Source organism: Halorubrum orientale, assembly GCF_059623105.1.
Genome location: NZ_JBSPSR010000008.1, coordinates 202,433 through 228,613, shown reverse-complemented (window position 1 = coordinate 228,613; position 26,181 = coordinate 202,433). Strand labels below are relative to the sequence as shown.

General features: G+C 65.4%; 25 protein-coding genes. 21 read left to right on the top strand and 4 right to left on the bottom strand.

What is annotated here, in order from left to right; all coding sequences use genetic code 11:
* The first annotated feature begins 75 nt into the window (after window positions 1-75).
* The 5 genes from ACWUI7_RS11095 to ACWUI7_RS11075 all read left to right on the top strand — a co-directional run bounded on the left by ACWUI7_RS11095 (window position 76) and on the right by ACWUI7_RS11075 (window position 4,318).
* Window positions 76-1,119 (top strand): Mrp/NBP35 family ATP-binding protein, encoded by a 1,044-nt coding sequence (locus ACWUI7_RS11095; RefSeq protein WP_496642280.1) that lies wholly within the window; start codon window positions 76-78, stop codon window positions 1,117-1,119.
* Window positions 1,116-1,445, top strand: a complete 330-nt coding sequence (locus tag ACWUI7_RS11090; RefSeq protein WP_496642279.1) for a DUF7976 family protein — start codon at window positions 1,116-1,118, stop codon at window positions 1,443-1,445. The genes ACWUI7_RS11095 and ACWUI7_RS11090 overlap by 4 nt, the downstream gene beginning before the upstream one ends.
* Before the next feature lie 394 nt (window positions 1,446-1,839).
* A complete protein-coding gene (locus ACWUI7_RS11085) occupies window positions 1,840-2,157 on the top strand; it encodes a DUF5785 family protein (RefSeq protein ID WP_496642278.1) in 318 nt (105 codons plus the stop codon).
* Between the two features lie 62 nt (window positions 2,158-2,219).
* A complete protein-coding gene (locus ACWUI7_RS11080) occupies window positions 2,220-3,275 on the top strand; it encodes an N-acetyltransferase DgcN family protein (protein WP_496642277.1) in 1,056 nt (351 codons plus the stop codon).
* A complete protein-coding gene (locus ACWUI7_RS11075; RefSeq protein WP_496642276.1) occupies window positions 3,272-4,318 on the top strand; it encodes a dipeptide epimerase in 1,047 nt (348 codons plus the stop codon). The genes ACWUI7_RS11080 and ACWUI7_RS11075 overlap by 4 nt, the downstream gene beginning before the upstream one ends.
* 76 nt (window positions 4,319-4,394) lie before the next feature.
* Here the strand turns inward: ACWUI7_RS11075 and gpmI are convergent, their stop codons facing one another.
* Window positions 4,395-5,960, bottom strand: a complete 1,566-nt coding sequence (gene gpmI / locus ACWUI7_RS11070; protein ID WP_496642275.1) for a 2,3-bisphosphoglycerate-independent phosphoglycerate mutase — start codon at window positions 5,958-5,960, stop codon at window positions 4,395-4,397.
* Window positions 5,961-6,055: 95 nt separating this feature from the next.
* On the opposite strand from gpmI, the gene ACWUI7_RS11065 reads away from it, so the two are divergent.
* Entirely contained in the window at window positions 6,056-6,715 is a 660-nt protein-coding gene (locus ACWUI7_RS11065) for an ArsR/SmtB family transcription factor (RefSeq protein WP_496642274.1), read from the top strand.
* A 79-nt stretch (window positions 6,716-6,794) separates the two neighbouring features.
* Window positions 6,795-7,715: a DMT family transporter gene (locus ACWUI7_RS11060; RefSeq protein ID WP_496642273.1), complete on the top strand. Its 921-nt coding sequence runs from the start codon at window positions 6,795-6,797 to the stop codon at window positions 7,713-7,715.
* Window positions 7,716-7,724: 9 nt separating this feature from the next.
* Here ACWUI7_RS11060 and ACWUI7_RS11055 read toward each other — a convergent pair whose 3' ends face one another.
* A complete protein-coding gene (locus ACWUI7_RS11055) occupies window positions 7,725-10,142 on the bottom strand; it encodes an amino acid permease (RefSeq protein WP_496642272.1) in 2,418 nt (805 codons plus the stop codon).
* Between the two features lie 185 nt (window positions 10,143-10,327).
* Here ACWUI7_RS11055 and ACWUI7_RS11050 point away from each other — a divergent pair, with 185 nt between their 5' ends.
* The 4 genes from ACWUI7_RS11050 to ACWUI7_RS11035 all read left to right on the top strand — a co-directional run bounded on the left by ACWUI7_RS11050 (window position 10,328) and on the right by ACWUI7_RS11035 (window position 13,444).
* Window positions 10,328-10,645: a BolA family protein gene (locus ACWUI7_RS11050; RefSeq protein ID WP_496642271.1), complete on the top strand. Its 318-nt coding sequence runs from the start codon at window positions 10,328-10,330 to the stop codon at window positions 10,643-10,645.
* Between the two features lie 104 nt (window positions 10,646-10,749).
* Entirely contained in the window at window positions 10,750-10,950 is a 201-nt protein-coding gene (locus ACWUI7_RS11045) for a hypothetical protein (protein ID WP_496642270.1), read from the top strand.
* Window positions 10,951-11,062: 112 nt separating this feature from the next.
* On the top strand, window positions 11,063-12,328 hold the full coding sequence (locus ACWUI7_RS11040) for an MFS transporter (RefSeq protein ID WP_496642269.1): 1,266 nt from the start codon (window positions 11,063-11,065) through the stop codon (window positions 12,326-12,328).
* 129 nt (window positions 12,329-12,457) lie between these two features.
* A complete protein-coding gene (locus ACWUI7_RS11035; protein WP_496642268.1) occupies window positions 12,458-13,444 on the top strand; it encodes a D-2-hydroxyacid dehydrogenase in 987 nt (328 codons plus the stop codon).
* A 71-nt stretch (window positions 13,445-13,515) separates the two neighbouring features.
* Here ACWUI7_RS11035 and ACWUI7_RS11030 read toward each other — a convergent pair whose 3' ends face one another.
* Together ACWUI7_RS11030 and ACWUI7_RS11025 are read right to left on the bottom strand one after the other, a co-directional pair.
* Window positions 13,516-14,733, bottom strand: a complete 1,218-nt coding sequence (locus ACWUI7_RS11030; protein ID WP_496642267.1) for a mandelate racemase/muconate lactonizing enzyme family protein — start codon at window positions 14,731-14,733, stop codon at window positions 13,516-13,518.
* Window positions 14,730-15,839 carry a mandelate racemase/muconate lactonizing enzyme family protein gene (locus ACWUI7_RS11025; protein ID WP_496642266.1) on the bottom strand — a complete coding sequence of 370 codons (1,110 nt, stop codon included), beginning with the start codon at window positions 15,837-15,839 and terminating at the stop codon, window positions 14,730-14,732. Before ACWUI7_RS11025 ends, ACWUI7_RS11030 begins: the two co-directional genes overlap by 4 nt.
* A 104-nt stretch (window positions 15,840-15,943) precedes the next feature.
* Between ACWUI7_RS11025 and ACWUI7_RS11020 the strand changes: the two genes are divergently transcribed.
* The 10 genes from ACWUI7_RS11020 (at window position 15,944) to ACWUI7_RS10975 (ending at window position 26,111) form a co-directional block, all read left to right on the top strand.
* Window positions 15,944-17,245, top strand: a complete 1,302-nt coding sequence (locus tag ACWUI7_RS11020; protein ID WP_496642265.1) for a nickel pincer cofactor-dependent isomerase, group 22 — start codon at window positions 15,944-15,946, stop codon at window positions 17,243-17,245.
* 99 nt (window positions 17,246-17,344) lie between these two features.
* Window positions 17,345-17,692, top strand: a complete 348-nt coding sequence (locus tag ACWUI7_RS11015) for a cupin domain-containing protein (RefSeq protein WP_496642264.1) — start codon at window positions 17,345-17,347, stop codon at window positions 17,690-17,692.
* Window positions 17,689-18,510, top strand: a complete 822-nt coding sequence (locus ACWUI7_RS11010; RefSeq protein WP_496642263.1) for a fumarylacetoacetate hydrolase family protein — start codon at window positions 17,689-17,691, stop codon at window positions 18,508-18,510. Before ACWUI7_RS11015 ends, ACWUI7_RS11010 begins: the two co-directional genes overlap by 4 nt.
* Window positions 18,511-18,881: 371 nt before the next feature.
* Window positions 18,882-19,313, top strand: a complete 432-nt coding sequence (locus ACWUI7_RS11005; protein ID WP_496642262.1) for a universal stress protein — start codon at window positions 18,882-18,884, stop codon at window positions 19,311-19,313.
* Between the two features lie 179 nt (window positions 19,314-19,492).
* Entirely contained in the window at window positions 19,493-20,623 is a 1,131-nt protein-coding gene (locus tag ACWUI7_RS11000; RefSeq protein ID WP_496642261.1) for a TAXI family TRAP transporter solute-binding subunit, read from the top strand.
* Between the two features lie 84 nt (window positions 20,624-20,707).
* A complete protein-coding gene (locus ACWUI7_RS10995; protein ID WP_496642260.1) occupies window positions 20,708-22,699 on the top strand; it encodes a TRAP transporter permease in 1,992 nt (663 codons plus the stop codon).
* Entirely contained in the window at window positions 22,696-22,935 is a 240-nt protein-coding gene (locus tag ACWUI7_RS10990; RefSeq protein ID WP_496642259.1) for a hypothetical protein, read from the top strand. The genes ACWUI7_RS10995 and ACWUI7_RS10990 overlap by 4 nt, the downstream gene beginning before the upstream one ends.
* Before the next feature lie 163 nt (window positions 22,936-23,098).
* A complete protein-coding gene (locus ACWUI7_RS10985; protein ID WP_496642258.1) occupies window positions 23,099-24,304 on the top strand; it encodes a COG1361 family protein in 1,206 nt (401 codons plus the stop codon).
* Complete coding sequence (locus tag ACWUI7_RS10980) at window positions 24,301-24,966, top strand: ABC transporter ATP-binding protein (protein WP_496642331.1); 666 nt, start codon at window positions 24,301-24,303, stop codon at window positions 24,964-24,966. The genes ACWUI7_RS10985 and ACWUI7_RS10980 overlap by 4 nt, the downstream gene beginning before the upstream one ends.
* Window positions 24,963-26,111: an ABC transporter permease gene (locus tag ACWUI7_RS10975; protein ID WP_496642257.1), complete on the top strand. Its 1,149-nt coding sequence runs from the start codon at window positions 24,963-24,965 to the stop codon at window positions 26,109-26,111. Before ACWUI7_RS10980 ends, ACWUI7_RS10975 begins: the two co-directional genes overlap by 4 nt.
* Window positions 26,112-26,181: the final 70 nt, after the last annotated feature.

Genomic DNA, 26,181 nt, shown 5'->3' with positions numbered 1-26,181 from the left:
TCGGCCGCCTGTGCGGTCGCCAGACGGTGCCGGACCGGACAGAATCCTTATTCACCACAGCCCCGTCTGACCCGTATGAACGACGCGGCGGTGCGCGAGCGGCTGCGAGCGGTCCAGGACCCCGACCTCGGTGACGACGTCGTCTCGCTCGGCCTCGTGAACGACGTCGACGTCGACGAGGCGGCCGAGGAGGTCCACGTCTCGCTCGCGCTCGGTGCGCCCTTCTCGCCACACGAGTCAGCGATCGCTGCCGACGTCCGCGAGGCGCTCTCTGAGGTCGACCTCGAGGTGTCGCTGTCGGCGTCGATCCCGGATCCAGTCGACCGCTCGGAGCAGGTGTTACCCGACGTCGAGAACGTGATCGCGGTCGCGTCTGGGAAAGGCGGCGTAGGCAAATCAACGATGGCGGTGAACCTCGCCGCGGGGCTCGCCGCGCTTGGGGCCCGCGTGGGACTGTTCGACGCCGACGTGTATGGGCCGAACGTCCCGCGGATGGTGGCGGCCGAGGACCGCCCCGAGACTGACGGCGACACCATCGTGCCACCGGAGGCGTACGGCGTCCGCCTGATGAGCATGGACTTTCTCACCGGCGAGGACGACCCGGTGATCTGGCGTGGACCGATGGTCCACAAGATCATCACGCAGCTGGTCGAAGACGTCCAGTGGGGCGACCTCGACTACCTCGTGTTGGACCTCCCTCCGGGCACCGGTGACACCCAGCTTACGATCCTCCAGACGCTACCGCTCTCAGGTGCCGTCATCGTCACCACACCCCAGGACGTCGCGCTCGACGACGCGGTGAAGGGGCTCCGGATGTTCGGCAAACACGATACGAACGTCCTCGGCATCGCCGAGAACATGGCCGGCTTCCGGTGTCCCGACTGTGGCAGCGTCCACGACATCTTTGGCAGTGGCGGTGGGGCGGCGCTCGCCGACGAGAACGACCTCCCGTTCTTAGGGGGCGTTCCACTTGACCCCGCCGTGCGGGCGGGCGGCGACGACGGTGCTCCGGTCGTCTTAGCGGAGGGAGACACCGCCGACGCGTTCAAGATCGTCGTCGAGAACGTCGCGAACAACACCGGGCTGGTGCGGCGGCGCGAGGTCGCCGCGGACCGATGACCGGCGAGGACGACACGATCGGCGAGGATCAAGGTGTCGGTGACGACGACGGGTCGGTCGACCCGCTCGAGGCGGCCGGCGTCGACCCGGTCGTCCCCGCGGACGCACCCGCTGGTGGTTTCCCGGACGACGAGGCGGTTCGCGAGTTTCTTCGGGCGATCGCCGAGGACGTGCGCGGTGACGACACCGAGAGCGCCCAGCTTGCAGCGATACTGTATCGAGTCTCCGATCTGTACGATCCTGCCGAGTCGACCTCGCCGACGGAGATCTATCTGAACATCAGACACATTATGCGGATCACAGCCCAGGGCGGACTCGAACGCTGAGGCCAGGTCACGGTACACCGCGTCCAATCGTCGTTTCTAGAGTATCGACTAGCAAGTGCCTTACTCGCGGTGGCGCGCGCCTCGGAGGCCGCCGAAGGCGGGCTCGCGAGCGCGTGCGAGGGATGAACGAGTCGCCCGTGGGCGACGAGTGAATCGGCTGGGGAGGGTGTGGCGAAGTAGTGTCTGGCTGTCGCGCGGTCGTCTCGGTCACAGAGCTACCACAATAACCGTACAGAATCGGCTGGGGAGGGTGTGGCGAAGTAGTGTCTGGCTGTCGCGCGGTCGTCTCGGTCACACGACTACCACAATCGAACGGATTTGGGTCGAGAGCCACCTCGCACACGGTCTGTATGCGAGCGTAACGACTATCCCACCGAGTTTCGTATCATCGATCATGGACTGGCCACACGACCCCGACGGCGAGCAGGGCAGCGAGGGCATGCGAAAGTACGGCCACGCGGTGCTCGCGAAGAAGATCGATGAGTCGGAGGACTTCCCGCTGTCGGCTGCCGAGTACGTCGAGGCGTACGGCGACCACCCGGTGCGGATCGACCACGAGACCATAGTCTCCGTCAAAGAGATATTCGACGGGGTCGAACGCGAGGAGTTCACAGACTTTGTCGAGTTCCACCGTGAACTCGGCCGCGCAATGCGCGAAAACGGCTACTGGTTCTATGAGGGCGCTGAGACGTTCGCCGGCGAGTCGGCCTGAGCGGCTCCGGCCAGGGCTTCCGTCTCCCGTCGTTTTAATCTCTCACGGGGTGACAGACCGGCATGCCACCCGAACGAATCGTCGTGCTTGCCCACGAGAAGTTCCCTGACGGCGCGAAGACTGCCCTCGGCGTCATGCGATACGGTGACCAAGAGGTCGCCGCTATCTTGGATCGCGACCGCGCCGGCGACCGCGTCGCCGACCACGCCCCCGACCTCAACGACGCACCGATCGTCGCGTCGTTCGAGGACGCCCTCGCGGCCGCCGAGGGTGCCATTGACGCGCTCTACATTGGTATCGCGCCCATCGGCGGCGGATTCGACGACTCCTGGCGGACGGACGTCCGGGCCGCGATCACCGCCGGCTGTGACGTTGTGAGCGGCCTCCACTACTTTCTGAGCGAGGACACCGAGTTCACCGCGCTCGCGGCAGACCACGGCGTCGACCTGCGCGACGTTCGCCGGCCACCAGACGACATCGGGGTCGCGACTGGCCAGTCTGGTGACGTCGATGCGGATGTCGTGCTCACCGTCGGGACGGACTGTTCGGTCGGCAAGATGACCGCATCACTCGAGATCGTCGCGGCAGCACGCGACCGCGGCATCGACGCCGCCTTGGTGCCCACGGGCCAGACGGGAATCATGATCGCCGGCTGGGGAACCCCGATCGACCGCGTGGTCTCCGATTTCACCGCGGGAGCCGTTGAGGATCTCATTCTCACGGCGGGCGACGACCACGACCTCCTCGTCGTCGAAGGCCAGGGAACGATCGTTCACCCGGCGTACTCGGCAGTCACCTGCGGCATCCTTCACGGTGCGATGGCCGACGGGCTCGTGTTGTGTCACGCGGCCGGCCGCGACGCGATCCACGGCTACGAGTCGGTCGCGATCCCGCCGCTCGCCGACTACGTCAACCTCTACGAGGACCTCGCGGCGCCGGTCCACGAGACCCATGTCGTCGCCGGCGCGGTGAACACGAAGTCGATTGACGACGACGTGGCGGCCGAGGTGGCCGTCACCGACGTCGCCGAGACACTCGACGTCCCCACGGCCGACCCCGTGCGTGACGGTGCCGACCGGATCGTCGATGGTATCGTCGACGCGGGGCTCGGCGAATGACCCTCGAGACGACCACCGAGCGGGTGACACTCCCGCTCGCAGATCCGTTTACGATCTCCCGGAGCACTCAGACCGACGCGGAAAACCTGATTGTAACGGTGACCGACGACGCCGGGCACACCGGTGTCGGCGGCGCGGCGCCCTCTAAACACTACGGTGAGACGGCCGATACCGTCGCCGCGGTGCTTGCAGACCTGCTTGTGGACGTCGAGTCGGTTGGTGACCCACACGCGCTCGAACAGATTGAGGCCCGCATGCGCTCAACTGTCGAGGACAACCCGGCTGCGCGGTGTGCGGTGTCAATCGCGATGTGGGACCTCGCCGCAAAGCGGGTCGACCTCTCGTTGTACCGGCTGTGGGGACTCGATCCGTCGGCAACGCCAGACACCTCGTTCACCGTTGGTATCGACACTACCGCGCGGATGCGCGAGAAGGCAGCGGCCGCGGCCGAGGCGGGGTACTCGGTTCTGAAGGTAAAACTTGGCGGCGACCGCGACCGTGAGATCGTCGAGGCGGTGCGCGATGCGGCTCCGGCGGCAACGCTCCGGGTCGACGCGAACGAGGCGTGGACACCACGGGAGGCGGTGACGAAAAGCGGCTGGCTCGCGGACCTCGGCGCGGAGTTTGTTGAACAGCCCGTACCGGCATCGAACCGCGAGGGCCTCCGGTTCGTCTACGAGCGGTCGGCACTGCCGATCGCCGCAGACGAGTCGTGTGTCACAGCGGCCGACGTCCCCGCGGTCGCAGACCGCTGTGACATCGTGAACCTGAAGCTCATGAAGACGGGTGGGCTCGCGGAGGCCCGTCGGGCGATCGCAACGGCGCGGGCACACGGGCTCGAGGTGATGCTCGGCTGTATGATCGAGTCGAACGCCTCCATCGCGGCCGCTACACACCTCGCCCCGTTGGTGGACTACACAGACCTCGACGGCTCGCTGCTACTCGAGACAGATCCGTACGAGGGTGTTGACCTCACTGGCGGTGTAATCGACCTAGCCGCGACAGACCGCCCCGGGACGGGTGCGGTCCGAGACGACGAATAAAACTCGGCGTCGGCGACGAGCGATTGGCGTCGACCTGCTGGCGATGTCAATAGACTGGCGGTCGCGGCCGCTCCGCTCACTCGAGAAGCGACTCGCCGGTCATCACCGATGGCTGTGTGAGCGACATGAGTTCGAGGATCGTCGGAGCAACGTCACAGAGTGACCCCCCGCTCCGGACCGTGTGCCCGCCGTCGTCACCCGCGGGCGTACGATAGATGAACGGTACCGGATTGAACGTGTGTGCCGTGTGGGGGTCCGCGTCGGTCCCCATGTCGTCGGCATTGCCGTGGTCAGCGGTGACAACGGCGTGGCCGCCGGCATCCGCGATGGCGTCGAGCAGCCGCGAGAGCTCCCCGTCGACCGCCTCAACCGCCTCGACGGCCGCCTCGAAGTCACCGGTGTGCCCGACCATATCCGGGTTCGCGTAGTTCAACACCACGAGGTCCGGATCCTCGGTCTCGATCACTCGGATCGCCTCGTCGGTGACGGCTGGCGCCGACATCGCTGGCTGCTCGTCGTACGTCGGGACGTCCGGGCTCTGGATGATCGACCGCGTCTCGCCCGGGAACTCGACCTCACGGCCCCCGTTGAGGAAGTACGTGACGTGTGGGTACTTTTCGGACTCGGCGATGCGGAGCTGGGTCCCGCCGGCGTCTGCGACTACCTCCCCGAGCGTTCCCTCCGGGAGCTCGGGGGGGAACGCTACCGGGAACGGGAACGTCTCGTCGTACTCGGTCATCGTCACCATCTCAACGTCGGGCTGGTCCAGGTCGACCTCCCACGTTGGCTCCGTCTCGGTCAGCAGCCGCACGAGCTGGCGGGCGCGATCCGCGCGGAAGTTCCAGAAGACGACCGCGTCACCGTCCGCGAGCGCCGGTTCGTCCGCGACGACCGTCGGCTCGATAAACTCGTCCGTCTCGCCGCGGGCGTGTGCGGCTTCGACGGCTTCAACCCCCGAATCGGCCACGTGATCGGCCTCACGCCGGACGATGGCGTCGTACGCGCGACGGGTTCGATCCCAGTTCTCGTCGCGATCCATCGCATAGTACCGACCGGTGACCGTCGCGACGGCCCCGGTTCCACACTCGGCGGCCGTGTCGGCGACGGTCTCGAGGAACTCGTCTGCGATCGCCGGCGCGGTGTCGCGGCCGTCGGTGAACGCGTGGGTCGTCGCTGTGACACCTACGGTTGCGGCTGCCTCGATGAGCGCGGTGAGGTGTGAGACGTGTGAGTGGACACCACCGTCGCTCACGAGTCCCATGAGGTGGACGCGCCCACCGGTCGACGCGACGTGCTCGAACGCACCGGTAATCGCGTCGTTGTCCCGGAACGAGCCCGATTCGAGGGCGTCTGTGATCCGTGTGTACGCCTGCTCGACGACCCGCCCGGCGCCGATATTCAGATGACCGACCTCCGAGTTCCCCATCTGGCCCTCCGGGAGCCCGACGTGCCGGCCGTGTACGATGAGCGATCCGTACGCGTCGTCGCGAGCGATGGCGTCAAACGTTGGCGTCTCCGCGGTTAGGACCGCGTCGCGACCCGGGTCGCCCGCCGCTTGCGGCTCCGGCGGCTCGTGTTCGGTTCGGTGCTCAGAGTTAGGACCGAGGCCCCAGCCGTCGAGGATGACGAGTGCTGCGCGCATGGCTCATCGTCCTGGACGCGGCGTAATGACGCTTCCCACTGTGACCGCGGCCGTATGAGTCAACGATTTACGTACAGAAGACTAACGAGATGTTAATGGACTCCGCGGTACTGCTCGATCTCCTCGGCAACGAGAATCGGCGTCGGATCCTCCGGCTCCTCTCGCAGAAACCCTGTTACGTCACGGAGATTTCTGAGTACCTCGGGGTGAGTCCGAAAGCCGTCATCGACCACCTTCGGAAGCTCGAGGAGGCCGGCCTGATCGAGTCGACGACCGACGACCAGCGCCGAAAGTACTTCCGTATCACTCGGAGCCTCCGACTCGAGGTGAGCGTCTCACCGTACGGCTTCGGCGCCAAAAGCGCGTATCCCGCAAGCAGCAGCCTGGATATGTCTGGCCGCTGTCCGCACCTCTCGATCGACGACCCGGGCGACGGCAGTCGAGCAGACGACATCGCCGACCTCGCCGCCGAGTACGGTCGGCTCCGCGAGTTAGACCGAGAGCTGTCGGTGGCAAAGCGATGGATCCACGGACGCGTCGAGCAGGCGCTCGCAGAGATCGACGACCGGCTCGGTACCACCGCAGATAGTCGGTTCTATGCAGCCGTCCTGACGGCGCTCGTCGAGACCGACGGAACGCTTGAGGCCGTCGTAGACGAGGTTGGTGCCCCGGCGCGGGCGGTCCGCGACGCGCTCGGCCGGCTCGCCGACGTCGGCGTCGTCGCACGCGAGGATAACCGCTTCCACATCCGGTGAGCCGGCGGCGCTGTCACCCGTCCTCGGCCAACCCCGCCGCTTTCGGAAGGGTTTGAGCTACCCCGCACCCAGACGCAGCGTGTCTCAGTACCGAACCCTCGCTTTGTTCTTTGTGCTCGCCGCCGTGTGGGGATCGGCGTTCATGGCGATTAACGCCGGGTTAGTGTACTTTCCGCCAGTGTTATTCGCTGCGATCCGGTATGACGTCGCTGGAGTCACCATGCTCGGCTACGCGTGGCTCGTCGCCGACGACCCCCTGCCTCGCGGGCGCGATGAGTGGACCGTCGTCATCGCCGGCGCGACGCTGATCATCGCGGCGTACCACGCCCTCCTGTTCGTCGGTGAAAGCGACCCTGCCGTGACGAGCGCGGTCGCGTCCGTCATCGTCGGTCTTTCACCGGTGTTGACGACGGTATTCGCGCGGGTGCTCCTTCCCGCAGAACGACTCACACCGCTCGGCGTCATCGGCCTCTTCGTCGGTCTCGTCGGTGCTGTCGTGTTGGCCGCGCCGGACCCAGCCAACCTGACGGCCGGCGGGACCGTCGCGAAGTTCCTCGTCTTCCTCGCTGCTGCCGCCTTCGCACTCGGGTCGGTGATCACTCGCGCGCTCGACACCGATCTGGAGATCGAGACGATGGAGGCGTGGGCGATGCTCCTGGGGGCGGGGGTCATGCACCTCGCTGCGGCCGCCATCGGCGAGTCGCCCGCTGTGATCGTATGGACGACGGAAGCCGTGCTTGCGCTTGGCTACCTCGCGGTGGTCGCAAGCAGTGCGGGCTACCTGCTGTATTTCCGACTATTAGATCAGCTCGGCCCGATCGAGATCAACCTCGTCTCCTACGTTGCCCCCGTATTTGCGGCGCTCTCGGGGTGGTTGGTTTTGGGAGAGGGACTCGAATCGAATACGGTGGCCGGGTTCGTCCTCGTCTGTGGTGGCTTCGCGATCGTGAAGCGCACCGCGATCCGCACAGAGCTCCGACGGACTGGCCTCTTGGCGTGACTGCTGGCGTCAGTCGGCGGCGTCAGTCGAGGCGGTCCCGTCGTTCTTGTCTTCTACATCGGTACCGGCGTCGTCGTCCGATTCCTCCGTCTCGATCGACGCTTCGACCGAGGGCGTTCGTGCCTCGGTTTCGACACCAATGTCGGCGTACGACGGGTCACGGGCCCGTGAACCACCACCAAAGAGTCGGTCGATGAGCCCGCGGTCGTGTCGCTTCTCGGCGAGCAGCACCGAACAGTCGACGTCGTACAACACCTCGAGCACCAGCGACCCGCGCACGAGCCGCGAGAGCAGTCCCTTCTCTGTCGCGCCGATGACGAGCAGCGTCGCCTCGCGGGCCGCCTCGGCGATGCGCGACTCGACGTCGCCGGATTCGACCACAAGGCGGGCGTCCTCGAGTCCGTTCTCCTCGGCCCACGCCTCGAGGAACGCGCGGCCACGTTCGTGGTCGTCGGCGACGTGGAGTAACGTCACCGTCGCGCCGAACTCCGCGCGGAGCGTGCGAGCGACGGCTGCAGAAAGCGCCGAGTCGGGCCCACCCGCGGTGGGTACGAGCACGCGCTCGGTGTCGAAGCCGCGGTCTCTGAACACGAGAAAGTCACACGGCAGCGACTGTGCCAACTCGTCGATCGCCGACTCGGCCCGCCCGGGCGAGCCGTGAGCGTTCTCACCCCAGCCCATCACGGTGAGGTCTGCGCCGTACGTCCGCGCCGCGTCGAACACCTCCTCGAAGACCCGGTGTGAGAGGACGACGTGGGTCTCGACGTCGACGCCGAACGTCTCGGCGTCGGCTTCCGCACGGTCGAGCAGGTCGTGGGCGGCCTCATATGCACCCCGCTCTCTGGCTGCCTCTAGGGGGGTTTGATCCGGCACATTCGCGATGTTGACCGCCACAACGGTGCCGTCGTGTCGCTTCGCGATCGCCGACGCCAAGGTGATCAGGTGTTCTTCGGTGTGTGGGTTCGCGAGCGGCACCAACACCCGGTAGTCGCTTTGTTCGGGTTGGACGGTTGTCGCGGCCGAGACGGCTCCGTCCGGGAGGTCTCCCGCTCGGTCGAGTATCCAATCACTGAGGACGCCTGCGCCTTCGACCTCGCGGCGGGCGTACACAAAGTACCACGCCAGCGCGAACGCGACCAGTCCGATCGAGAGGAGAACGATCTGCGGGCTGATGTACGCGATCAACGCGAACGACGACACGGCACCGATGACCGGAACGATGGGGTACAACGGCACCTCGAAGTCGGGGTCGTACGCCTCCGCGCCCGACTCGCGCATCACGATCAGCGCAAGGTTGAGCAGGCCGTAGACGATGAGGTGTAACACCGAGCCGGCGGTAGCGAGCGGCTCGATGCCGCCGACGAACAGAAACGCAACGATGAGTCCGCCGGTCAATGCGATCGATCGGTACGGCGTGCCGAACCGGTCGTGGATCGCGTTGAGCCGGGGCGTCACGATCCGTTCGCGACCCATCGCGAAGTTGATTCGTGACGACGAGAGGATCGAGGCGTTCGCTGAGGAGGCCGTCGCGAGCAGCCCGCCGAACAACAACAGCCCCGCCCCAACCGCGCCGAGTGAGTAGCCGAACACCTCGTAGCCCCCGAACAGCAGCCGCGCCGCGTCGACGACGGCGGTGTCGTTGTCGGCGACCAGCTCGGTCGGCACTGCCGCAAGCAACACGACGAGGAACAGCGCGTACACGACAGTCACGATGAGCACCGAGCCAACGACCGCGAGCGGGAGGTTCCGCCCGGGGTTTTTGATCTCCTCTGCGACCGAGGTGATCTGGACGAACCCGAGATACGAGACGAAGACGACTGCCGTCACCGGTAACACCGCACCCGGGGTTCCGGGCGGAGCAATCGGGCGAAGCGACGAGAGCTCGGCGTTCGCTAGCCCGACGACGGTGAACAGCGCGAGGATGGCGAGTAACAGCAACACGATAACGATCTGGAGCCCGCCGGTCTCTTTTGCGCCCGCGTAGTTCACGCCGATGAACACCAGCGCGCCGATCAGCCCGATGATCTGTGCCGCCTCGAGGGTTATCGGCCCGACGCCGACCGCAGAGAGCCCGACGAGGGCGTTGATGTACTCACCGAAGCCATACATGTAAAACGCCGAGGCGAACGCTAAGCCGAGCCAGTTCGCCCACCCCGCCACGGAGCCGAACATCGGGCCGAGCGCGTGGTTGACGTAGTAGTACGCGCCGCCGGCCTTCGGCATCGCCGTACCGAGTTCGGACGCCGAAAGTGCGGTGAACAACGCGATCACCCCACCGAGCACGAACGTCCCGGCAGCGAGCGGTCCCGTGCGGGCCACGGCGGTACCGGGCAGCACGAAGATACCGGCTCCAATCATGGTACCGATGCCGATCGTGAGCGCCGCGAGGAGACTGAGGTCCTTCGCGAGCTCCTCGTCACCGCTCACGTCGGCCTCCTCGTCGTGGCGTCTCCGGGCGTCACGACTCCGCCGGCGTCGTCGGGGGACATGTCACTGCGTCGTTCGGCAAGGGATTTAGGCGGATCGTTCGTCACCCGTGGCTGTCGTCACCGACGGTGTCCACCATCCGGGACGTCCGGTCGGTTTTTGCTCGTTCGGGTCAGACGGTGGATATGACCATCGACACCGAGACGATCACAGACCTGATCGAGACCACGATTCCCGACGCGGTCGCGCACGTCAGCATGCCTCGGGCCCACAACCACGAGGAAGAAGACGCCCATTTCGGGGTCATCGTCGTCTCTCCGGCCTTCGCGGGCGAGTCACTCGTCGACCAACACCAGCGCGTCTACGACGCCGTCGGCGACCACATGACGCGATCGGTACACGCACTCGAGATCAAGACGTACACGCCCGACGCGTACGCGAAACACGGTGACGGTCGGCTCACGGACGACCTCCGTGCAGCCGGGCTCGTTCCAGAGGAGTAGCGCGCCGAGTCGGGAGGCGAAGAGACGCGGGCAACGCCGACCCGAAGCCAGTGGTCGCCGGCACACACCACCGTGTTTTTGCTGCCCGGGTCAGTACCGAGAGTATGGAACTCGGGTTCGAGGTCGGCGCGAACGTCCCGACCGCCGTCGTCGCGGTGCACCTCCTCGGTGCGGCCATCTTCTTCGGCGTCGCGGCCGTCAACGCGACCGACGGGTCGATCGCTGGTATCGCCGTCAACGCACTCATCGGCGTGTTGCTTCTCGTCCTCGGCGTCGCGGCCGCGCGGATCACTGCCCGTCGATAGGACACCTCGCCGGGGTCGGCCTGTCGCCAGCGTCGTCACTCCCCCGGCCGAACCCCCGGTCTCTGCCGGAAAACGTAGCCACATGTAGCGGAGTTGCCTCCACCAGCACACCGTGGTTTCGACGCCGTCGATCGCCGGTACCGAGTCGGGAATCGTCCGTGAGCGGTCGTTCCAGCTCTTGCTTCTCGTGAACGTGCTTCCGCCGCTTGGCACGGCCCTCCTCTCTCCAGTGCTCGGGTCGCTCGTCGAGCCGCTCGGTGCGACCGCGGCCAACGTGGGACTCCTCATGTCGGCGTTCACCGGGCCGGCCGTGGTCGTCATCCCGATCGCCGGGGTGATATCCGACCGGTACGGCCGTCGCCCGGTGCTGGTGTTCGGACTCGTCTGGTTCGGGCTGACGGGGACGGCCATCGCCTTCGTCGACACTTTCCGCGCCGCAATCGCTTTACGGCTGCTCCAGGGGATCGGGTTCGCCGCACTCACACCGATCATCATCACCAGCCTCGGTGACCTCTACACGGGGACCAAAGAGGCGACCGCACAGGGGCTCCGATTCACCGGCTCGGGGCTCTCACAGACCGCGTTCCCGCTTGTTGCCGGCGTTCTCGTCGGGGTCAGCTGGCGGTACCCATTTCTCCTCTATGCGGTCGCGTTCCCCATCGCGGTGATCGTCTACAGGAATCTCGAAGAACCGATGGACCCGGACTCGACAGCGGGGTCAGGCGCCGACCTCGGCGACCAGCTCGCGGGGCTCAGACGGCTGCTCGCACACCGGCGCGCGTGGACGATCGTCGTCGCCCGCGGCACCGCGAACCTCGCGTGGTTTGGCTTTCTGACGTACAACTCGATCGTTGTCGTCGACGTCCTCGGCGGGACGCCCGCACAGGCCGGGCTGCTCGCGGCCCTGGCGAGTCTCACCTACGCGCTCGCGGCGACACAGACTGGCCGAATCACGGCTCGGTTCGAGTCACGACTGTACCCGCTCGTCGCGGCAAACGCGTCGATGGGTGTCGGCCTCGGAGCGGTGTTTCTGGCCACGAGCCTGCCGATCGCCGCGGTCGGCGTCGTCCTCATGGGTGCCGGGTTCGGCCTCGTGCTCTCGATGTATCGGAGCGTCGTGACGACGCTGGCACCGGCCGGACTACGCGGTGGGCTCGTGAGCCTGAGCGAAGGGAGCGGCCGCGCGGCCGCGACGCTGACGCCGATAGCCATGGGCGCCGCGATCGCCGTCGCAAGCGCGCAGATGGCGTTTGTCCCGGCCGTGAGACTTGTCGGCTTGGCAACCGGCATCATCGGGGCCGTCGTCGGCATCGGCTGTCTACTCGCGATGAGTCGCGCTCCGCCGATCCGCATGGCGGAGTGGGAATCCGCATCGTGAGTGCCCGGCAGCCGTGTTCCTCACCTCCGCGTCCGCTTGCTTCCACCCCATGTCCGCGCGTTTCCCGCTGTTCAGGTCCGACTCGCCGCCACCCGCGGTACTTTGTGGGTTGGCGGCGAGCCACACATCATGCCCACCGAGTCGTCCGTTTCCGATCCGTCCGTCGTCGACGTCGCGGTGCTCGACCACGACGCACACGGCATCCCGGCCGCCGAGTACGCCGACATCCTCGACCGACGGCTCCCGGACCACACCGTCGCGCTCGCTCGGACCGCTGCCGACCGGCGTCGACTCTTGGCAAGCACACCGGTCGTCGCGGGCAAGCGACTGTCTGAGTCGGACCTCACGACCGCCACGGCGCTCCGACTCTTTGCGTGTAACTCCGCCGGGGTCGACCACCTCCCGCTCGAGGAGCTCGAATCTCGGGGGGTCGCCGTCACGAACGCCTCCGGTGTTCATGGTCCCAACATCGCCGAGCACGTACTCGGGTGGATACTGACGTTCGTCCGCCGACTCGACGAGGGCCAACGGCGACAGCGACGCCGCGAGTGGCGGCGGTTCCAGTCGTTCACCGAGCTGGCCGGCAGCACCGTCACGGTCGTGGGGCTGGGTGCGATTGGTGAGACGATCGTCTCGCGACTCGCCGGGTTCGATGTCGAGACAATAGGCGTGCGCCACAGCCCATCCGCGGGCGGGCCGACAGACGAAGTCGTCGGCTACGATGCGTTGCTCCCGGCGCTCGCCGAGACTGACATCCTCGTGCTCTCGTGTCCGCTTACCGAGACCACGCGCAATCTGATCGACGCGGCTGCACTCGAGGCGCTCCCAACCGACGCGATCGTCGTCAACGTCGCGCGCGGTGGGGTCGTCGACACCGATGCGCTGGTCGACGCCATCCGATCGAATACGATCCACGGGGTGGCACTCGACGTGACCGACCCGGAGCCGCTTCCGGAGTCCCACCCACTGTGGGGGTTCAAGAACGTCTTCATCACCCCCCATACCGCCGGTCACACCCCGAAGTACTTCGAGCGACGAGCGGAGATACTCGTCGAGAACCTCGATCGAGTCGCCGAGACGGGGACGTACGACACCCTACAGAATCAGATCGCGTGAGCTGCGTGTGGCCGGCACCGCGTGTACGACACGCACGGATCCGACCGGTCACACACGGTGCCCTGTCGTGCTCACCAGCCAGTGGTCCCGTCGAGTAGGTGCTCGTCGACGACCGACTCGTCGAGTTCGATTCCTAATCCGGGCGCCTCCGGGACTTGGATGACGCCGTCGTCGATGAGGGGCTCCTCGCGGATGAGGAGGTCGTCCCACCACGGCACCTCGAGCGCGTGGAACTCGAGGAGGTCGAAGTTCGGCACCGCAGCGCCGAGGTGGACACACGCCATCGTCCCGACCGGGCTGCACACGTTGTGTGGCGACATTGGTATGTAGTTTTCTTCGGCGCGGTCGGCGATTCGCATCGTCTCGTTGAGCCCGCCGACCGTGGCCGGGTCGGGTGTGACGACATCGATGCCGTGGTCGTAGATCAGGTCTGTGAGCTCGAAGACGCGGAAGCGGTTCTCGCCGGTGGCAACGGGTGTGCGCGTCGCTTTCGTGACCTCCGTCTGGGCCGCCATATTCTCCGGTGGCACGAGGTCTTCGAGCCACATCAGGTCGAACGGCTCTAACTCGTAGGCGAGCCGTTTTGCACTCTCAACGGAGTAATCCCAGTGACAGTCGAACGCAAGGTCGATCTCGTTGCCAATTTCCTCACGGACAGCGGCGACGATTTTGCGCTTCTCAGCGATCGCGGCGTTCGTCAGTCGGCCGTTGTACGGGTCCGGGTCGTTGTCCGCGGGGAGGTCGAGGTCGAACTTGAGCGCGTCAAAGCCCATGTCAGTCACGCGGGCTGCCTCGGCGGCGTACGCCTCCGGTGAGTACGCCTCGGCCTCGGCGTAGGCGGTGGCGCCGTCTTCGACGGCGTACGCCTCGCCGGCGTGACAGTCACAGTAGAGCCGCACCTCGTCGCGGTACTTCGAGCCGAGCAGCTGGTAGACGGGGAGGTCGAGGATCTTCCCGGCCGCGTCCAACAGCGCGATCTCGATCCCGGAGGCGGCCGTTACGACCTTGCCGGTGGTTCCGCCGTGACCAGACATCTCTTGGAAGATGTATCGGACGAGTCGCTCGACGTCCAGCGGGTTCTCGCCGACGAGGAAGCGGTTCGTGTACTCGACGAGCTCCGGAACGCCACCGCCGCGATACGCCTCGCCGATACCGGTCACACCCGCGTCCGTCTCGACTTTGATCAGGTTCCACTCGAAGTTCCCCTCGACGACGCAGGCGTCGAGGCTCGTGATCGAGACGTCGCGTGCTGGGTCCCGCCGTTCGATGTGTGAGGAGTAGTCTCTCATGTCCAGGTGTAGGTCTCGAGCGCATCAGTATCTAGCGGCACGCCGTGGCCGGGTCGGTCCGGGAGTTCGATGACGCCGTCGTCGCCGGGCCGGACCGGATCCGACACCACGTCGTCGAACGCTTTCACGTCCATGTCACGGTAGAAGTACTCGACCCAGAGGCCGTTCTCGATCGCCCCGAGCAGTGACGCATGGATGTTCCAGTTGTAGTGGGGTGCTATCTGTACGTCGTATGCCGCAGCGTAGTTGGCGATCTTGAGCCACTCCGTGATCCCGCCACAGACAGTGACGTCCGGCTGGAGGATCGTGGCTGCGCCCGAGTCGACCAGCCGCGCGAAGTTGTGCCGAGTTCCCTCTAACTCACCGGTGGCAACGGGGTAGTCGATCGCGTCGTTGACCGTCGCCATCGTCTCGACGCGGTCGATCATGACCGGCTCCTCGATGAAGTAGGGGTCGTACGGGGCGAACGCCCGACAGTTTCGGAGCGCCTCTGTGCTCGACTTCCAGACGCCGTTGGCGTCGAGAAGCAGGGTACGGTCGTCGCCGATCTCGTCACGGACGGCGGCAACACGCTCAGCCTCTTCGGCGGCCGAGAGCCGTCCAACTTTCATCTTCACCACGTCGTGACCCTCATTGAGGTACCGCCGCATCTCTCCACGAAGCGCCTCGTGGCCCTTCTCGTCGCGGTAGTAGCCGCCGCTGGCGTACGAAGGTACCGACGTCGAGTGGCCGCCGAGCAGCCTGTGGAGCGGCTCGCCGGCGGCCTTGCCTTTCACGTCCCAGAGCGCAATGTCGACCGTCGAGATGGCGCGCAACAACAGCCCGGTCCGACCGATCTGGACGGTGCCGTTGTACATCTCGTGCCAGAGCCGTTCGGTGTCGCGTGGGTCTTCACCGAGCAGCATCGGTCGCAACAACGACTCAACGGCCTCGGCGATGAGTGGGGCCCCTTCGTACCCGAGCGAGTAACCAACTCCCTCGTGGCCCTCGTCGGTTCTGACGTACGTTATGGCGTGATCCCGAAAGGTGAGCGTCCGGTTGGAGAAGGAAACGGGCGACTCCAACGGGAGCTTGATCGGAAATGACTCGACTGCTGTTATCTCCATGCCTGAGCCGATATCCCTACTGATAAATAATTCTGTATACGGGCAACCGCCGCACGGGACCGGCACGCGATCACTATTTGTGGCTCCCGGCCGACGCCGCACCTATGGAGTTTCCCACCCGCGGCGATGTCGACCACTTGATCGACCCGCAGCCGCTCCCGTCGTTCGCCCGCGTGCGGTACGAACCACCGAGTGAGACCCTCGATGCACCTGTCGCGGTCGCCCGCGAGGAGCTCGACGAGCTCGACGTCTCGGGGCTTGAGCCGGGGGCGACTGTCGCCATCGGCGTCGGGAGCCGCGGCATCCATCAGATCGATGACGTCGCAGCCGCGGCCGTCATGTGGGCGACCGACCGTGGGTTCGAGCCAATCGTGGTGCCGGCGATGGGGAGTCACGGGGGGGCGACCGCGGCGGGCCAACGAGAGGTGCTCGCCTCGCTGGGCATGGACGAGGAACGGCTCGGCGCTCCGATCGACGCCCGGATGGACGCCGAGCAGATTGCGACCGTGTCGGTGGGCGACACCGAGGTTCCGGTATACGTCGCGGCGGCCGCACGCGAGGCCGACGGCGTGGTCGTCGTGAATCGGATAAAAGCCCACACCAATTTTACCGGCCCGATCGAGAGCGGGCTGGCGAAGATGACGGTCGTCGGACTCGGCAAGCAGCGCGGTGCGAAGTCGTTTCACTCCGCCGCCATCGCCGAGGGATACGTCGAGACGCTCTCGGCCGCACTCGAGGCCATCGAGTCGACGATCCCGTTGCTTGGCGGGCTCGCACTGATAGAGAACTTCGACGAAGAGCTCACGCACGTCGAGGCCGTCCCGGCCGGGTCGTTTCTCGACCGAGAGCCGGCACTGTTGCGGCGCGCGTACGACGAGATGGCGACGCTGCCGGTCGAAGACGTCGACCTACTCGTCGTCGACGAGATTGGCAAGGAGATATCTGGCGCTGGGATGGACACCAACGTCATCGGCCGATACCGCGTGCTCAACGCGCCCGATCCCGAGACGCCGGCCATCGACTTGATCTACGTCCGTGGACTGACTGAGGCGACGAAAGGGAACGGCAACGGGCTCGGCCTCGCCGACCTCACCCGGCGGTCTGCGGTCGACGCGCTCGACGTACAGAAGGCGTACGCGAACGCGCTCACGAGTGGTTCACTCGCGAAATCGAAGCTGCCGGTCGTCGCCCCAGATGACGAGTTCGCGCTCCGCACCGCCTGTGCCGCGCTGGGGGGGTACGACCCAGAGACTGCCCGCATCGTCTGGATCCGAAACACCGAGGATCTCGGTGAGCTCCATGTCTCCGAGGCGGTCGTCGCGGACCTCCCGTCGGCGGCAACAGTCGTTGACCCCGACGTCTCGGTCGGGTTCACCGACGGAACCGCGTCGTTCGTCCCGGAGTGAATCGCCCGTGACCGAAAGATTATCAGGGATCTCCGTGATGGTCCGCAGCATGAGTCACGAGACTTCCGGCGAGACGTCGGGACGTGCGGAGTGGTGGCGATGAAGCCAGTCCCGTTCGACGAGGCTGAGACCTATGAGCCGGACGAAGGGTGGCGTCGGGTGTCGATGGCCGGCAGCGACCAGTTCTCTTTCGAGTGGTTCGAGAAGCCGCCGGGACACACCTCGCCGATGCACGACCACGCGAACGAGCAGGTGTGTCTCTGTCTGGAGGGCGAACTCACCGTGGTGACCCCAGACGACTCGGTCACGCTCGCACCGAACGACTCGGTGTTACTGGAGTCTGATGAGCCACACCGCGTCGAGAACACCGGTGAGGAGTTGGCGGTCGGTCTCGACGTCTTCGCGCCGGGTCGCTCGTTCGACTTCTGGACGGACCGCGAGGAATGAAGTACCTCGCACGCACTTCGACGGGCCGGCCACTCCTCGGCGACGAGGATGGATTCGTGCCGCTCGCGGCGGTCGAGCCGGAGCTTGACAGCGTTCGCGCCGCGCTGCCCCGCGCCGCCGCCGGCACTCTCGGTGACCTCGATACAGCACCGACCGCACGCGTCCCCCGCGAGGACCTCACCTTCGGGCCGCCGCTTGACCGTTTCGGGAAGCTCTGGGGAATCGGACTGAACTACGAGGAACACGCGGGTGACCTCGATGAGGATCGCCCTGAGGAACCGGCGAGTTTTCTGAAGCCGTCGACGGCGCTTGCCGGCCCTGGTGGTCCGATCCGACTCCCGTCCACCACACAGTCGGAGCGGGTGACGGCCGAGGCGGAACTCGCCGTGGTGATGGGTCGTACGTGTCGAAACGTCGAACGCGATGCGGTCGACGACGTGGTCGCCGGGTACCTGCCGGTGATAGATATGACTGCCGAAGACGTGTTACAGCGCAATCCGCGGTTTCTCACCCGCGCGAAGAGCTACGACACGTTCATCATTCCAGGACCGGTCATCGCGGTGCCTGAAGCACCGATGGACCTCTCGAAACTCTCGGTCCGAACGGAAATTGACGGCGTCGTGAAAGCCGAAAACGTTGTTGACAACATGCTCTTTCCGCCTGCGGAGATTGTAGCGTTCCACTCCCGGGTGATGACGCTTGAGCCGGGTGACCTGTTTAGCACGGGCACACCCGGTGCAGCACCCATCGAGCCCGGAGACCACGTTCGTGCGTTCGTCGAGTCGGTCGGGTCGGTTGAGGCGCCAGTGACACGATAGGCTAGACTCACCCACTGCGGTGGCGCGCGCCTCGCGAGCCGCCGAAGGCGTGCCCGCGAGCGCGTGCGAGGGATGAGCGAGTCGCCAAGGGCGACTCGCGAATCGGCTGGGGAGGGTGTGGCCAATTGGTGTCCGGCGGTCGTGCGGTCATGTTGGGTGCACTACCAGAGACACACACGTGTGAGGGAGGGTGTGGCCAATTGGTGTCCGGCGGTCGTGCCAGTTCCACTACCACCGCTACACACGTATGAGAGAGGGTGTGACTGAAACTGGCCCCTCGCTGGTGTGCGGCCTCGGTTATGCCACCCCTCTCGTCACCGAGATCCACGCCCCGGAAGGAAGGTTTATCAGGGACGATATTGAGGGTGCGTATGATGTACCGAGTACTCGTTCCCGTCGGAGAAGACGCAGATCGCGCGCTGGCAGCCGCCGAGGCGGTCACCGCGCTGCCGAGTGCGGCCGAGTCGATAGACGCACTCGTGTTGAACGTGTTCGAGGAGTTCGATGTAGCCGGGGAAGCCGGCCGGGTACGGTCCGAAGACGTCTGGGACGAGTCGAACTACCCGGAGAGCGTCGAGGCAGTCGTTGACGCGCTCTCCGACGTCGGCGTCTCGGTATCGACGCGGCGCGAACACGGCGACGTCACCGAAGAGATCCTTGCGGTCGCAGCCGAGTACGACGCGGACGTCATCATCATGGGCGGCCGAAAGCGCAGCCCCACGGGAAAAGTGCTGTTCGGTAGCACGACACAGTCCGTGATGCTTTCTGCATCGTGTCCAGTGACGGTGTCGCTCACCGAGTGACCAGCAGCGAACATTCACACAGAGGGGCTTCTCACCGCTTTTCAGGGCCGTATGTATGGACTACTGACAGTTGACCGAGCGATCTGGAACGCGGCACGACCCATCGCCGCCGGATCATCTATTCTGCCTGAACAAAAGAGATACATTATTATGTATCCGGGTGAACGTCACAGTCGTACATGGCAGATACACCCGTGGACCGACGAAAGTTCCTGTACGGCACCGCAGTCGCTGGCGTAACCGGCCTCGCCGGCTGTAGCGGTGGTGGCGGCTCGGGCGGAGAGACAGAAGAAAGCGGTGACTCCGGCGGTGAGAGCGGCGGCAGCGACGCCGAAAGCGACTCGGGGAGCGACGAGAGCAGCAGTGAGGAGAGCGCGAGCCTTGAGCTCCGCGTCGGGACCTCGGCCGGCGGAACCCGTGACGTCGGACTGGCCGTTGAGCGCGCGGTAAGCCAGGAGAGCGACACCCTGAACTACTCGACCATCGAGAGCCCGGGGTACATCGGCACCATCTATCGGATGGCACAGAACCAGTTCAACGCCGGGATCACCGACAACAACTCGCTGAACAAGGCGCAAAACGACGAGGGGCAGTTCGCCGAGCAGTCGGTATCTCGGCTCCCGTACTACGGGTTCAGCGCGTTCCCGTACAGCATCTACATCATCGCCCGTGACGGCACGGACATCGAAACGTTCGACGACCTCGCCGGGAAGAACGTCTACCCTGCGGAGCCGGGCTACTCGACGCGTGGGACCACCCTCGACGTCTGGTCACAGGAGCCCACCGCGGACATCTACGAGCAAATGAACATCCAGAACATGGCGGTCGGCGACGCGCCGGGCGCGATGGAGGAAGGAAGCATCGACGCCAGCATCGCCTACGGGACGCCCGGCGTTCGGTACACCGGTTTCGTCCAGGAGATCGCCTCCCGCGTCGACATCCACTACGTCGAGCCAACGGACGCGCTCATCGAGTCCGCAGAGTCGTTCTCGGGCGCCGGGACGACGACGACGCCGTACAGCGAGTGGGAGATGCCCCAGGACATCGGCACAGACGAAGTGTTCACCTGGGACCTTGAGGTGCTGTACACGTTCAACCCCGAGGCCAACGCCGACGCCGTCTACGAACTGTGTCGCGTCGTGAACGAGGCCAACGACATCGTGAACGAGGGTGAAGAACAGTTCAACGACTTCGAGGGCGCCGGTGACATGCTTGGGTACGCACAAGAAAGCACCCCCGTGCACCCCGGTGCAGTCCAGTACTACGAAGACGAGGGTGTCTGGGACGACAGCCTCCAAGTCGGCGAGTAACGCCCTACGTCGGGGCGGCTCAGTGGCGGCACGAGAGTCGGAGCATTCATACTAACCTTACCGTACAATTTAGCTCACTCAACAATGGACACACACGCGGAACAACCCAACGGCCCCGCACGCTGGCTTCGCGGCCTTGACGTCACCGTCACACTCGCTGCCGTGCTGTTTTGGCTCGTCGCACTTTGGTGGACGTACACGCAGTCGTTCTCGACAGTCAAGTACGGAACGCTGTTCGTCGGCGGGGTACTCACGGTGTACGCGATCAACGAGACACGAGAATCGCTCGAAGAAGGTAGCTGGGTCGATGCACTAGTACTACTCCCCGCTGCGGGAGTGCTCATTACCGCCTCGGCGTACTTCTTCACGAACTTCGAGACGGTGTACCTGCTCCGACAGGGATTCGCGACGCCACATGAGTACATGCTCGCGCGGCTGATCATCGTCTCGCTTCTGTACCTCACCTGGCGTGAGTTCGGAAACCTCTTTTTGGGACTCGTGATCGGCGTGATGGCGTACGCCATCTACGGCGACGCTGTCCCAGGCGTGCTCGGGCACGCGGGGATGACCGAAATAACACTGTTGCAGGCGACGGTCACTGACCTGTACGGCTTCTACGGCTCGTTGACGCAGCTCACTGCGTCATGGATCGCGCCGTTCCTCTTGTACGCCGGATTGTTGTTCGCATACGGCGCGTTCGACCTGATCCTCCGGCTCGCGATCGTCGCGGCCGGACGCATCCGGTCGGGCGTGGCACAGACGGCCGTGCTCTCGTCTGCGGTCATTGGGTCGATAAACGGCTCGTACACCGCGAACGCGGCGATGACGGGCTCGTTCACGATCCCGACAATGAAAGAGAGCGGGATGGCAGGCCACCGCGCGGCGGGTATTGAGGCCGTCGCTTCCACCGCCGGACAGGTGCTCCCGCCGGTCATGGGTGCGTCCGCGTTCGTGATGGCGTCGTACCTCGGCGTGGCGTACCTCAACATCGTCGTCGCCGGACTGATGCCGGCGGCAATCCTCGTGGCGTCGATCGCCATCGCGGTCCACTACACGGCGATAAGCGACTCGAGCAGCCAAGACATGGAGTTCTCCGAGTTCTTCGACGACCCGATGACGTCCAACCAGAAGGTGTTCGAGGCGATCCGCTTCGGGGTGCCGTTCGGCGTCCTGATCTATTTCCTCGGGATCGCACAGTACACCGTGATGACCTCCGCGCTGTACACGGTCCTCGCGATGATCGCGACCGGCGTGGCGATGCCGCCGCTACAGCGGCTCGTCGACGGTTCGGGGACATCCGCGGTCGGTGAGCTCCGGACGCAGGTCGAAAACACGATCCGTGGCTTCCGCCGCGGTGCGATCATCCTCGCGCCCATCGCCATCATCTTGGTCGTGGTGAGCGGTGCCGTGAACCTCTTTTCGACTACCGGTGTTCCAGCGAAGATCGCGTTGTTGATGATCAACCTCTCCGGCGGGGTGCTGTTGTTCGCCGTGCTGCTCGGGATGGCAGTCGCCATCGTGATGGGGATCGGGATGCCGACCGTCGCCGCGTACGTCATCGTTGCGATCCTGATCGTGCCGACGTTCGTCTCCGACTTCGGGGTCGCCGAGATCACGGCACACTATACGATGTTTTACGCCGCTATCCTCGCCGGGATCACACCACCGGTGGCGACGGCCGCGGTGGTGGCCGCGGGGATCGCCGAGGCGAACTTCTGGCGAACGTGTGGCGCGGCGATGAAGATTGCCGCCCCGTTGTTCGTGCTCCCGGTCGCGTTCGTCTACAACCCCGGATTGATCACGATGACACCGGGCGGCGCCACGCTGCTGCTCGGTGGGCTCGTCATGCTCGGTGCGATCGCCATCATCTACGGACTGAACTACCCGTTCAGACTCTCTGTGGGCCGGCTGCTGCTCGTGCGCGCCGCGCTGACAGTACTCGGTGTGTTCGTGATGACGCACCCGATGATGGCCGTCAAGCTCGGCGGTGTCGCGGTCTTCATCACGGTCTTCGTCGCCGAGAAGGTGATGGCCCGGGGACTGCAGCTGCCGTTCGCGCAGGGGGTAGAACAATGAGCGGCGACGCTCCAGAAGATGGCGTCGAGACAGCCCAGGTCGGCGGACTCGACGAGCTGATCCCAGAGCCACTCATGCCGTTGTGGCGACGGATCGAGCTGATCCAGGAGTTCCGCGAGACGCACAGTGACACGTACGTGACGGTGCTCGAGGTGCTCACGGCGCTCGTGCTCGCTGCCGGATACGCTTGGTGGGCGTACCTCTACTTTTTCACCAGCGGGGCGGCGAGCATCTAGCGGCTGTCAAGCGCTCGCCTCACGCACAACACAAACCATTTCACGGAACGCATCGAATCCCAATCGTGGTACGTCCCCGCAATACTCTCCCGCGACGACTGTCTGGTACTCACCCCGACGCGTGCACCCATCGCCGACAGCGAGCGATACGGAGGGCCACTGCGTGAGCACCGTTCGGTCGTCTGCCGTCGCCGGCCTGCTCGTGTTCGCCCTCCTCGGAGGAATGCTCGCCGGCAGCGTCGGCCCGGCCGTGGCACAAGAATCGACGCAGAACGTCCAGATCGACGCGACGGTCGTAGGCGGCTCTGACCCGGTCGCAGACGAGACGACGGTCATCGAAGCCACGGTCTCGAACCTCGAGAGCAGTACTGACAGCGTTGATGTCGACTCGATTCGGGTCCGCGACGCTGACACCCTCGATATTCTGAGCCGCGTCGACGACGTGAGCAGCGTTGACCCCGGCGGCTCGCTAACTGTGTCGGTCCCCACCAGGTTCGAAGAGCCCGGTGAACGGTTGCTCTCTGTCGTCGTCTACGTCGAAGACAGCGACGGGACGGGAGTCGCAAAGTACGAACGACCGGTCTACGTCGACGTCGACGCGCCGACGGTTCGCGCACAACTCGACGCGACGGTTCCCGGGAACCAGTACGGCGTCACCGACGTCGCTGTCCAAAACGTCGGTAACACCAACTGGACCGACGTGACGCTCACCGCGTCGGCAAATCAAACAGTCATCGATCGGGTGCTTCTCGACGGCGTTACACGAGCGACGAACCGGACAGTTGCGCTCGACACCCGCGCCGTCGCGGGCACACCGGTGACGGTCACGCTCACCTACACCGCAAACGATGCGACACACACGGTCACCGACGTGATCGACCTCGGCGAGCGCGAGACCGTGCTCGGTGCGGTCCGACTCACGAGTGTTGAGCGCACCTCAACGACGACCGGCATCCGGATCGAAGGCGACGCCGCGAACGTCGGCGGCACGGACGTCTCTTCGGTGCTTGTCCGGATACCGAACACGAGCACGGTGACGCCAACATCGCCGGCGGCCGACTACTTCGTCGGGAGCATCGAGGCGAGCGAGTTCGCGACGTTCGAGCTCACAGCCGAGACGGCGGGGAACGTCTCGCGCATCCCGGTCGAGATCACCTACATCGCCGAGAACGAACGCCGAACCCACACGCAGCTGGTCGACCTCGACTCTTCAACGACGGGAGCTGCTGGTGCGTCCGGAGCGCAGGCGACCGACAGCGCGGCAGCGACAACCGACGACTCCGGCGGCGGCGTTCCGGCGGTGATAATCGGGGTCGTGATCGCGGTGCTCGTCGCCGCACTCGGGGTGGTCCGATGGCGCCGGGGGTGACTGTCGTCCAGCTCACGAACGTGACGAAACGCTACCAAAGCGGTGAGGGGACCATAGAGGCGCTCTCGGACGTCGACTTCCACGCTGACCGCGGCGAGATGGTCACGGTGATCGGTCCTTCGGGGTCGGGAAAGAGCACGATGCTCAACGTGATCGGACTCCTCGATACGCCGACCGAGGGCACTGTCCAACTCAAAGGGACCGACGTGACGGAGTTCACCGAAGACGAACTCACCGAAGAGCGTCGCTCCGTGATCGGGTTCGTCTTTCAAGACTTTCACCTCCTTCCGATGTTGACTGCGACAGAGAACGTCGAGCTACCGTCGATGTGGGACACCGACGTCGATCGACGGGACCGGGCAGTCGACCTGCTCCAGCGGGTCGGGCTCGGCGACCGGCTCGAGCACACGCCGGACGAGCTCTCGGGCGGGCAGCGACAGCGGGTGGCCATCGCTCGAGCACTGATCAATGAGCCAGACATCGTTCTCGCGGACGAGCCCACCGGGAATCTCGACAGGGACACCGGCGAAACGATCCTTGATGAGCTCACTGCGCTGAAGACGAACGAAGACGTCGCCATCGTGGCCGTCACCCACGACGAGCAGTTGGTATCGTACACCGACCGCGTCGTTGAGCTCGTCGACGGAAAGGTGTCTTCGTGAGCGGGACCGACTTCCTCTGGCGGTTCCCGAGCGCCAAGATGGCGTGGCGGAACCTCGGCCGGAACCGCATCCGAACCGCGCTCGCGACGCTCGGCGTCGTCATCGGCGTGATCGCCATCGCCTCGCTCGGCATGACGGGTGCCGCGCTCCAACAGCAGGCGGACACGAACCTCGGGTCGCTCACGAACGAGGTCTCCGTGAGCGGGGGTGCAGACAGCGACGTCGATGGTGTGACCGCGGCACAGCTCGACGACATCGAGAGCGTCGTCGTCGACGGGACGGTCGTCCCACAGCGCTCCGATGCGACGACACTCTCCACGCGGAGCGGCGACTCACAACGGGTCACGGTGACTGGAGTGACAGACGCAGCCGCCCTATACGAGACGTCGGCCGGTCAGGCTCCAGAACGCCTCCGCACGGGGGCGCTGTTGACAGACGACACCGCCAGCGACCTTGGCCTCGAGATTGGCGATCCCGTCGAGTACGACGACCGCCTCTACCGGATCGTCGGGCTCATCGAGTCGGACAGCGGCTTTGGCCCTGGCGGCAGTGAGCTGGTGCTCCCCATCGACGCGGTCGCCGAGGGTGACGCCGAGTACGACAGCGTCACGATCCTCACTGCGGACGGCGCATCGGCGACCGCGATCGCGGACACACTCGAAGCCGAGTTCAACGACGAAGACGACGAGGAGCTCAGTGTCTCGAGCTTCGCGAGCGCACAAGAAGACGTCGATAGTTTTCTGAACACGCTGAACCTCGCGTTGCTCGGGATTGGCTCGATCTCACTCGTCGTTGCTAGCGTGGCGATCCTCAACGTGATGTTGATGAGTACGGTCGAGCGCCGCGGCGAGATCGGCGTGCTCCGGGCCGTCGGTATTCGCCGCGGTGAGGTCCTCCGGATGATCCTCGCGGAGGCGGCATTCTTGGGCGTCCTCGGCGGCATCGTCGGCGGCGTACTCTCGATCGGCGTCGGCTTGGTCGTCTTCGACGTGCTCGCCGGCGACCGGTTGTTGGTCTTCGGGTGGCCGAGCGCCCGATACGTGGTGGGGGGCTTCGGCTTCGCGGTCGGTGCGAGCGTGCTCAGTGGCCTCTACCCCGCGTGGAAGGCCGCGAACGACCCACCGGTCGAGGCGCTCCGCGGGTGAGGTGGGGTCGGCGACGACGCCCGCACAATTTATTAATCTGTGTAGTATAGTTACTATTGTACACAAATGA